The organism is Bacillus sp. WC2507, assembly GCF_052656125.1.
In genome coordinates this window covers 5,302,199-5,312,500 of sequence record NZ_JBQXPN010000001.1, presented here as the reverse complement: position 1 = coordinate 5,312,500, position 10,302 = coordinate 5,302,199, and the positions used below count along the sequence as shown (strand labels likewise).

The 10,302-nt window shown below is 39.8% G+C and carries 9 protein-coding genes, 2 rRNA genes and 1 riboswitch (1 of these 12 running past the window's edge); of the genes, 10 read left to right on the top strand and 1 reads right to left on the bottom strand.

Annotation, left to right across the window (positions count from 1 at the left end; genetic code table 11):
* Both ACUN28_RS27835 and rrf read left to right on the top strand, forming a co-directional pair.
* Positions 1–1,057: ribosomal RNA gene (locus tag ACUN28_RS27835) — 23S ribosomal RNA — on the top strand; it begins 1,865 nt to the left of the window's first position.
* A gap of 49 nt (positions 1,058–1,106) precedes the next feature.
* A 5S ribosomal RNA gene (gene rrf / locus ACUN28_RS27830) occupies positions 1,107–1,222 on the top strand.
* 64 nt (positions 1,223–1,286) lie between these two features.
* Here the strand turns inward: rrf and ACUN28_RS27825 are convergent.
* Complete coding sequence (locus tag ACUN28_RS27825; protein ID WP_016089560.1) at positions 1,287–1,547, bottom strand: hypothetical protein; 261 nt, start codon at positions 1,545–1,547, stop codon at positions 1,287–1,289.
* Between the two features lie 259 nt (positions 1,548–1,806).
* Positions 1,807–1,908, top strand: a riboswitch (purine riboswitch).
* 110 nt (positions 1,909–2,018) lie between these two features.
* Between ACUN28_RS27825 and purE the strand changes: the two genes are divergently transcribed.
* The 8 genes from purE to purF all read left to right on the top strand — a co-directional run bounded on the left by purE (position 2,019) and on the right by purF (position 10,294).
* Positions 2,019–2,504: a 5-(carboxyamino)imidazole ribonucleotide mutase gene (gene purE, locus ACUN28_RS27820; RefSeq protein ID WP_016089559.1), complete on the top strand. Its 486-nt coding sequence runs from the start codon at positions 2,019–2,021 to the stop codon at positions 2,502–2,504.
* Positions 2,501–3,652 (top strand): 5-(carboxyamino)imidazole ribonucleotide synthase, encoded by a 1,152-nt coding sequence (gene purK, locus ACUN28_RS27815; RefSeq protein ID WP_445423427.1) that lies wholly within the window; start codon positions 2,501–2,503, stop codon positions 3,650–3,652. Before purE ends, purK begins: the two co-directional genes overlap by 4 nt.
* A complete protein-coding gene (gene purB, locus ACUN28_RS27810) occupies positions 3,649–4,956 on the top strand; it encodes an adenylosuccinate lyase (protein WP_016089557.1) in 1,308 nt (435 codons plus the stop codon). Before purK ends, purB begins: the two co-directional genes overlap by 4 nt.
* Positions 4,957–5,044: 88 nt before the next feature.
* A complete protein-coding gene (gene purC, locus ACUN28_RS27805; protein ID WP_016089556.1) occupies positions 5,045–5,764 on the top strand; it encodes a phosphoribosylaminoimidazolesuccinocarboxamide synthase in 720 nt (239 codons plus the stop codon).
* A complete protein-coding gene (gene purS / locus ACUN28_RS27800; RefSeq protein WP_000278820.1) occupies positions 5,757–6,011 on the top strand; it encodes a phosphoribosylformylglycinamidine synthase subunit PurS in 255 nt (84 codons plus the stop codon). The genes purC and purS overlap by 8 nt, the downstream gene beginning before the upstream one ends.
* Entirely contained in the window at positions 6,008–6,691 is a 684-nt protein-coding gene (purQ, locus tag ACUN28_RS27795; RefSeq protein WP_000666781.1) for a phosphoribosylformylglycinamidine synthase subunit PurQ, read from the top strand. Before purS ends, purQ begins: the two co-directional genes overlap by 4 nt.
* A complete protein-coding gene (gene purL / locus ACUN28_RS27790) occupies positions 6,675–8,894 on the top strand; it encodes a phosphoribosylformylglycinamidine synthase II (RefSeq protein WP_016089555.1) in 2,220 nt (739 codons plus the stop codon). The genes purQ and purL overlap by 17 nt, the downstream gene beginning before the upstream one ends.
* Positions 8,879–10,294 carry an amidophosphoribosyltransferase gene (gene purF / locus ACUN28_RS27785; RefSeq protein ID WP_000879028.1) on the top strand — a complete coding sequence of 472 codons (1,416 nt, stop codon included), beginning with the start codon at positions 8,879–8,881 and terminating at the stop codon, positions 10,292–10,294. Before purL ends, purF begins: the two co-directional genes overlap by 16 nt.
* Positions 10,295–10,302 lie beyond the last annotated feature (8 nt).

Here is a 10,302-nt window from a genome sequence, read left to right as displayed (position 1 = left end):
CTGGAAGGTTAAGGAGAGGGGTTAGCGTAAGCGAAGCTCTGAACTGAAGCCCCAGTAAACGGCGGCCGTAACTATAACGGTCCTAAGGTAGCGAAATTCCTTGTCGGGTAAGTTCCGACCCGCACGAAAGGTGTAACGATTTGGGCACTGTCTCAACCAGAGACTCGGTGAAATTATAGTACCTGTGAAGATGCAGGTTACCCGCGACAGGACGGAAAGACCCCGTGGAGCTTTACTGTAGCCTGATATTGAATTTTGGTACAGTTTGTACAGGATAGGCGGGAGCCATTGAAACCGGAGCGCTAGCTTCGGTGGAGGCGCTGGTGGGATACCGCCCTGACTGTATTGAAATTCTAACCTACGGGTCTTATCGACCCGGGAGACAGTGTCAGGTGGGCAGTTTGACTGGGGCGGTCGCCTCCTAAAGTGTAACGGAGGCGCCCAAAGGTTCCCTCAGAATGGTTGGAAATCATTCGTAGAGTGCAAAGGCATAAGGGAGCTTGACTGCGAGACCTACAAGTCGAGCAGGGACGAAAGTCGGGCTTAGTGATCCGGTGGTTCCGCATGGAAGGGCCATCGCTCAACGGATAAAAGCTACCCCGGGGATAACAGGCTTATCTCCCCCAAGAGTCCACATCGACGGGGAGGTTTGGCACCTCGATGTCGGCTCATCGCATCCTGGGGCTGTAGTCGGTCCCAAGGGTTGGGCTGTTCGCCCATTAAAGCGGTACGCGAGCTGGGTTCAGAACGTCGTGAGACAGTTCGGTCCCTATCCGTCGTGGGCGTAGGAAATTTGAGAGGAGCTGTCCTTAGTACGAGAGGACCGGGATGGACGCACCGCTGGTGTACCAGTTGTTCTGCCAAGGGCATAGCTGGGTAGCTATGTGCGGAAGGGATAAGTGCTGAAAGCATCTAAGCATGAAGCCCCCCTCAAGATGAGATTTCCCATAGCGTAAGCTAGTAAGATCCCTGAAAGATGATCAGGTTGATAGGTTCGAGGTGGAAGCATGGTGACATGTGGAGCTGACGAATACTAATAGATCGAGGACTTAACCATATAATATGAAGCAAATGTTATCTAGTTTTGAAGGAATATGCCTTCATAGTTTGGTGATGATGGCAGAGAGGTCACACCCGTTCCCATACCGAACACGGAAGTTAAGCTCTCTAGCGCCGATGGTAGTTGGGACCTTGTCCCTGTGAGAGTAGGACGTCGCCAAGCAAAAACCTAAGTCGATTCGACTTAGGTTTTTTTGTGTTTATTTTTATTTACCAAATGTCATAATTCATACATTTAATAACGCTAAAGAAGAAAAAAGAATGAAAATAAGGCTATTCAAAGTAATAGCAATGATTTTTGGTTTTCCAGATTTTCCGAGTACTCCTAAAATAATACCTATGATAGGACACATTATTTCTAGCGCAAGTATATATTTAAAATAATGAGAGTAGAAAAAATGGGATGATATAAATAAGTATTCAATCATTACAGCAATTACTGCAATAGAGAAAAATAAATAGGATAATAGCATAGTTATTTTTTTCACGATTATTCCCCCCTTAGAAATTAAATCGCTACAATAATAAGTTCTATATACTTTGATCAAAACATACTGAAGTACTATGTAAACAGTTATATGTAAAATAGATCTCTAGAAATATATATTCTAATTCCCCTTCCTTCTTGCATATAGTTGCAATTCTTCTTTTGAATATAACTAAAACACGAACGTTATCAGCAACTAATAAAAAAACATTCGATTATTTATTGACATTGTTTATGAAATATTGTTAATATAGCCATAGAAACAATAATATATAACACCTCATATAATCGCGGGGATATGGCCTGCAAGTCTCTACCTAACGACCGTTATTCGTTAGACTATGAGGGAAAGTCACTCGGTATTTTTCTATTCACAAGGGATACGTATGCCTGAGTAGAGCGCTTTCTCTCATAGTAAAAGAGAAACTGTTCTATTTCAGGCTTTTTTTATTTGAATCGGGGGGATTCTAATATGAAATCACTAGTTGGAGTCATAATGGGAAGCACGTCAGACTGGGAAACAATGAAATATGCTTGTGACATTTTAGATGAATTAAATATACCGTATGAGAAAAAAGTTGTATCTGCTCATCGGACTCCGGATTATATGTTTGAATATGCAGAGACAGCTCGTGAACGTGGGTTGAAAGTTATTATTGCTGGAGCTGGTGGAGCAGCGCATTTACCAGGAATGGTTGCAGCGAAGACGAATCTTCCTATAATCGGAGTTCCAGTTCAATCAAAAGCGTTAAACGGCTTAGATTCATTATTATCCATCGTCCAAATGCCAGGAGGGGTTCCGGTTGCAACTGTTGCAATTGGTAAGGCTGGTTCAACAAATGCTGGTTTACTTGCTGCACAAATACTTGGATCATTCCATGATGATATACATGATGCATTAGAATTGAGACGAGAAGCAATTGAAAAAGATGTGCGCGAAGGTAGTGAGCTAGTATGACGAGAATCATTTTACCTGGAAAAACAATCGGCATTATTGGAGGCGGCCAGTTAGGAAGAATGATGGCATTGGCAGCTAAGGAGATGGGATATAAAATTGCTGTTTTAGATCCTACAAAAAATTCACCATGTGCACAAGTTGCTGATATTGAAATTGTTGCACCATATGACGATTTAAAAGCAATTCAGCATTTAGCAGAGATCAGTGATGTTGTCACATATGAATTTGAGAATATTGATTATAGATGTTTACAATGGCTTGAAAAACATGCGTACTTACCGCAAGGCAGTCAGTTGTTAAGTAAAACGCAAAATCGTTTTACAGAAAAGAATGCAATTGAAAAAGCGGGATTACCAGTAGCAACGTATAGATTGGTTCAAACTCAAGAGCAGCTTACTGAAGCAATCGCCGAGTTATCATATCCTTCCGTCTTAAAAACGACGACAGGTGGATATGATGGGAAAGGGCAAGTTGTTTTAAGAAGTGAAGGTGACATTGATAAAGCGCGAGAGCTTGCGAATGCAACAGAGTGTATTTTAGAGAAATGGGTGCCTTTTGAAAAAGAAGTATCAGTTATTGTGATTCGTAGTGTAAGTGGTGAAACGAAAGTATTTCCGGTAGCGGAAAATATTCATGTAAATAACATTTTGCATGAATCTATCGTTCCAGCTCGCATTACAGAAGAACTTTCTCAAAAAGCAATTGCTTATGCAAAAGTGCTCGCGGATGAACTAGAACTTGTGGGAACACTAGCGGTAGAGATGTTTGCTACAGCTGATGGTGAGATTTACATTAATGAATTAGCACCAAGACCTCACAATTCAGGCCACTATACACAGGATGCATGTGAAACGAGTCAATTCGATCAACATATTCGAGCAATCTGTAATTTACCTCTTGGAGAAACAAATTTGTTAAAACCAGTTGTCATGGTAAACATTTTAGGCGAACATATAGAAGGGGTCCTAAGACAAGTGAATAGATTAACCGGGTGCTATTTACACTTGTATGGAAAAGAAGAAGCAAAAGCGCAGCGAAAAATGGGGCATGTTAATATTTTAAATGATAATATTGAAGTCGCTCTAGAAAAAGCGAAGAGTTTGCATATTTGGGACCATCAAGAACAACTGTTGGAGGGAAAAAGATGATTAGTCGTTATACACGCCCAGAAATGGGTGCAATTTGGACGGAAGAGAACAAATTTAAAGCGTGGTTAGAAGTTGAGATTTTAGCTTGTGAAGCATGGGCTGAGCTTGGCGATATTCCAAAAGAAGATGTTAAAAAAATTCGTGAGCATGCATCATTTGATATTGATCGTATTTATGAAATTGAAAAAGAGACACGTCATGACGTCGTTGCATTCACTCGTGCTGTATCAGAAACACCAACATTAGGTGAGGAACGTAAATGGATTCATTACGGTTTAACATCTACAGACGTAGTAGATACAGCGTTATCTTACATCTTAAAACAAGCGAATGAAATCATATTAAAAGACTTAGAAAACTTTGTAAGCATTTTAGCTAACAAAGCGAAAGAGCATAAATACACGATCATGATGGGAAGAACACACGGTGTTCATGCAGAACCAACAACATTTGGTTTAAAACTTGGTCTTTGGTATGAAGAAATGAAACGTAACGTAGAGCGTTTCAAGCAAGCTGCTGATACAGTTCGCGTTGGTAAATTATCTGGTGCGGTTGGTACATACGCAAATATCGATCCATTCGTAGAAAAGTATGTTTGTGAAAACTTAGGATTAGAAGCAGCACCGATTTCAACACAAACATTGCAACGTGATCGCCATGCTCATTACATGTCAACACTTGCACTAATCGCAACATCTATCGAAAAGATGGCGGTTGAGATTCGTGGTTTACAAAAGAGTGAAACACGTGAAGTTGAAGAAGCTTTCGCAAAAGGCCAAAAAGGTTCTTCTGCAATGCCACATAAACGTAATCCAATTGGATCTGAAAATATGACTGGTTTAGCTCGTGTTATCCGCGGTTATATGATGACAGCGTATGAGAATGTTCCATTATGGCATGAGCGTGATATTTCTCACTCTTCGGCAGAACGCGTAATTTTACCAGATGCTACAATCGCGTTAAATTATATGCTAAATCGCTTTGGTAATATCGTTAAAAACTTAACTGTATACCCAGAGAATATGAAACGCAATATGACGAGAACATACGGCTTAATTTATTCTCAGCGCGTAATGCTTACATTAATCGACAAAGGTATGGTACGTGAAGAAGCTTATGATATCGTACAGCCTAAAGCGATGGAAGCTTGGGAAACACAAGTACAATTTAAAGAGCTTGTAGAAGCTGATGAGCGTATTACGAGCAAGTTAACACAAGAAGAAATTAATGAATGCTTCAACTATGAGCATCATATGCAACACGTTGATACAATCTTTGAACGCCTAGGATTAAACGAAGCATAAAATTTCATATGGCACAGAATAGAGTCATTCTGTGCCATTCTTTATAAAAATATTATTCACATTTTTCAAACTACAGGGGGCTTGCGAAATGCAAAAGCTAGAATTGCTGTATGAAGGTAAGGCAAAAAGAATTTATCGTACAGAATCAGCAGATATGGTTTGGGTAGAGTACAAAGATAGTGCGACTGCTTTCAATGGGGAGAAAAAAGAGACGATTACAGGAAAAGGTCGTTTGAACAATGAGATTACAACTTTATTGTTCAGAAAGTTACAAGAAGTAGGAATTAAAACACATTTTATTGAGAAGTTATCTGAGATAGAGCAACTTGTTAAAAAAGTGAGTATTATTCCTTTAGAAGTTGTCACAAGAAATGTAATTGCAGGAAGTCTTTCAAAACGATTAGGAATGGAAGAGGGAACTGTACTTGCAGAACCAATCGTAGAATTTTACTTCAAAGATGATGATTTAGGAGATCCGCTTGTAACAGAAGATCATATTCGTGTATTAAACGTTGCATCGCCAGAGCAAGTAAGCGTATTACGAGATATGGCTCTACAAATCAATCAAGTATTGATTGAGCATTTCGCAAGCTGTCGTGTAAGATTAGTAGATTTTAAATTAGAGTTTGGTGTAACGGAAGAAGGAGAAATTATTTTAGCGGATGAAATTTCACCAGATACTTGCCGTTTATGGGATGAAACGAGCAATGAAAAGTTTGATAAAGACGTATTCCGTCGCGATCTTGGAAATTTAACAGATGCTTATGAAGAGATTTTAAAACGTTTAGGGGGAATTTCACATGTATAAAGTTAAGGTATATGTAACATTAAGAGAAAGCGTATTAGATCCACAAGGAACAGCGGTAAAAGGAGCACTTCATAGTCTTTCGTTTACAGAAGTACAAGATGTACGAATCGGAAAGTACATGGAACTAACAATTGATAAATCAGTATCTGACCTTGACGCAAAGGTAAAGGAAATGTGTGAAAAACTATTAGCGAACGTTGTAATGGAAGACTTCCGTTATGAGGTTGAGGAGGTTGTCGCACAGTGAAATTTGCAGTAATAGTATTTCCAGGTTCGAACTGTGATGTTGATATGTTCCATGCAATTAAAGATGAGCTTGGCGAAGAAGTAGATTACGTTTGGCACGATACAGAGAATTTAGATGAATATGATGCAATTTTACTACCAGGTGGATTCTCTTACGGCGACTACTTACGCTGCGGTGCTATTTCTCGCTTTGCTAACGCAATGAAAGCAGTGCAAAAAGCTGCTGAGCAAGGAAAGCCGATTTTAGGTGTTTGTAATGGATTCCAGATTCTTGTTGAATCAGGATTACTACCAGGAGCGTTAATGAGAAACGAAAACTTAAAATTTATGTGTCGCACTGTTCAGTTGCGTGTTGAAAATAATGAAACGATGTTTACATCACAATATGAAAAAGGTGCAGTGATCAATATTCCAATCGCACATGGTGAGGGGAATTACTATTGTGATGAAGAAACTCTTAAAAGATTAGAAGAGAATAATCAAATTGCATTCCGTTATGTGGAAAATCCGAACGGAAGCGTTTCAGATATTGCTGGTATTGTAAACGAAAAAGGAAATGTTCTTGGTATGATGCCACATCCAGAGCGTGCTGTAGATGAACTACTTGGCGGTGCTGAAGGATTAAAAGTCTTTCAATCTATCTTAAAACAGTGGAGGGAAACATATGTCGTTAATGCTTGAACCAAATCCAACACAAATTAAAGAAGAGCGTATATATGCGGAAATGGGGCTAACAGACGAAGAGTTTGCCATGGTTGAAAAGATTTTAGGACGTCTGCCAAATTATACGGAAACAGGATTATTCTCTGTAATGTGGTCTGAACATTGTAGTTATAAAAATTCAAAACCAGTTCTTCGCAAGTTCCCAACAACAGGTGAGCGCGTTCTGCAAGGACCTGGAGAAGGCGCTGGAATTGTAGATATCGGTGATAATCAAGCGGTTGTATTTAAAATGGAAAGTCATAACCATCCTTCGGCTATTGAGCCATATCAAGGGGCAGCAACAGGCGTTGGCGGTATTATCCGTGACGTATTCTCTATGGGAGCACGTCCAGTAGCTCTATTAAACTCACTTCGCTTCGGTGAATTACAATCACCACGTGTGAAATATTTATTCGAAGAAGTAGTAGCAGGAATCGCAGGATACGGTAACTGCATCGGTATCCCTACTGTTGGTGGAGAAGTACAGTTTGATCCATGTTATGAAGGAAATCCACTTGTAAATGCAATGTGCGTAGGTTTAATTAACCACGAAGATATTAAAAAAGGGCAAGCGCACGGTGCTGGTAATACAGTAATGTACGTAGGAGCGTCAACTGGTCGTGATGGTATTCACGGTGCAACATTCGCATCTGAAGAACTATCTGAAAGCTCAGAAGCGAAGCGTCCAGCAGTTCAAGTAGGAGATCCATTTATGGAGAAACTTCTTATTGAAGCTTGCTTAGAACTTATTCAGTCGGATGCACTTGTTGGAATTCAAGATATGGGTGCAGCTGGTTTAACATCATCTTCTGCAGAAATGGCAAGTAAAGCAGGAATGGGTATTGAAATGTACTTAGATGATGTACCACAGCGCGAAACAGGAATGACACCATATGAAATGATGCTATCTGAATCACAAGAGCGTATGTTAATTGTTGTGAAAAAAGGTAGAGAACAAGAGATAGTAGATTTATTTGAGAAGTATGGTCTTGCAGCAGTTACGATGGGGAAAGTAACGGAAGACAAAATGCTTCGTTTATTCCATAAAGGTGAGAAGGTAGCTGAAGTACCAGCAGATGCTCTTGCAGAAGAAGCACCAATTTATCATAAGCCATCAAAAGAAGCAGCCTACTTTGCTGAATTCCAAGAAATGAAAATGGAAACGCCGAAAGTAGAAAATTATAAAGAAACGTTATTCGCGTTATTACAACAACCAACGATCGCAAGTAAAGAGTGGGTATATGATCAATATGATTATCAAGTACGCACAAGCACAGTTGTTACACCAGGTTCAGATGCAGCGGTTGTACGTGTACGTGGTACAGAAAAAGGATTAGCAATGACGACAGATTGTAACTCTCGCTACATTTATTTAGATCCAGAAATGGGCGGTAAAATTGCAGTAGCAGAGGCAGCGCGTAATATCGTATGTTCTGGCGGAGAGCCACTTGCAATTACAGATTGCTTAAACTTCGGTAATCCAGAAAAACCAGAAATCTTCTGGCAAATTGAAAAATCAGTAGATGGTATGAGTGAAGCTTGTCGCACATTACAAACACCAGTTATTGGCGGAAACGTATCGATGTATAACGAGCGTAGTGGGGAAGCAGTATACCCAACACCGACAGTTGGGATGGTTGGACTTGTACACGATTTAAAACATGTAACAACACAGGAATTTAAGCAAGCTGGCGATTTAGTTTATGTAATTGGAGAGACGAAAGCTGAGTTTGGTGGAAGTGAATTACAGAAAATGATGCACGGCAAAATTTTCGGTCAATCACCAAGTATCGATCTAGACGTAGAATTAAAACTTCAAAAACAAGTATTAGCAGCAATTCAAGCTGGCCTTGTTCAATCTGCACATGACGTTGCTGAAGGTGGTTTAGCAGTTGCAATTTCTGAAAGTGCAATTGGTGCGAACGGTTTAGGTGCTACTGTGAAATTAGATGGGGAAGCAACAGCAGCATTATTCGCTGAATCACAATCTCGCTTCGTTATAACTGTAAAACGTGAAAATAAGGAAGCATTCGAGAAAGCGGTAGAAGCAATTCAAGTTGGAGAAGTGACAAATACAAATGAAGTAACAATTCATAATGAAGAAAATGAAGTATTACTTACAGCAAATGTAGATGAAATGAGAAAGGCTTGGAAAGGGGCAATCCCATGCTTGCTGAAATAAAGGGGTTAAATGAAGAATGTGGCGTTTTCGGAATTTGGGGGCATGAAAATGCAGCACAAGTTTCGTACTACGGATTGCATAGTTTACAGCACCGTGGACAAGAAGGCGCAGGCATCGTTGTAAATAATGGTGAGAAAATTGTCGGTCACAAGGGGTTAGGTTTAATATCGGAAGTATTTTCAAGAGGTGAGCTAGAAGGCTTAAACGGAAAATCAGCAATTGGACACGTAAGATATGCGACAGCTGGCGGAAGTGAAGTTGCTAACGTTCAACCATTATTATTCCGTTTCTCCGATCATAGCATGGCGCTAGCTCATAACGGAAATTTAATTAATGCAAAAATGCTTCGCCGCGAATTAGAAGCAGAAGGAAGTATTTTCCAAACGAGTTCAGATACAGAAGTACTTTTACATCTTATTAAACGTAGTACGAAAGATTCGTTAATTGAAAGTGTAAAAGAGGCTCTAAATAAAGTAAAAGGTGCGTTTGCATATCTTTTACTAACTGGAAATGAAATGATCGTTGCGCTAGATCCGAATGGATTCCGTCCTCTTTCAATTGGAAAGATGGGGGATGCTTATGTTGTAGCATCAGAAACATGTGCTTTCGATGTAGTAGGTGCAACATATATTCGTGATGTAGAACCAGGTGAATTACTTATCATTAATGATGAAGGAATTCATGTAGATCGTTTTACAAATGAAGTAGATCATGCAATTTGTAGTATGGAGTACATTTACTTTGCACGTCCGGATTCTAATATTGCAGGTATTAACGTCCATGCAGCACGTAAAAACATGGGAAAACGTTTGGCGGCAGAAGCTCCTATTGAAGCTGATGTTGTTACTGGTGTACCAGACTCTAGTATTTCGGCAGCAATTGGTTATGCGGAGGCAACAGGCATTCCATATGAGTTAGGGTTAATTAAAAATCGTTACGTTGGACGTACGTTTATTCAACCTTCTCAAGAACTGCGAGAGCAAGGGGTAAAGATGAAGCTTTCGGCAGTAAGAGGTGTAGTTGAGGGGAAACGAGTGGTTATGATTGACGATTCTATCGTAAGAGGAACGACGAGTAAACGAATTGTTCGTATGCTTCGCGAGGCTGGAGCGACAGAAGTTCATGTAAGAATTGCTTCACCACCTCTTAAGTATCCATGTTTCTATGGCATTGATATTCAAACGAGAAAAGAATTAATTGCAGCAAATCATACAGTAGAAGAAATCCGTGAAATAATCGGTGCAGATTCATTAACATTTTTAAGTGAAGATGGATTAGTAGATGCAATTGGACGTCCATATGAAGGGAAATACGGCGGTCTATGTATGGCGTACTTCAATGGAGATTATCCAACAGCTCTTTATGATTATGAGCAAGAGCTTTTAGAAAGTATGAAATAAGGAGAAAA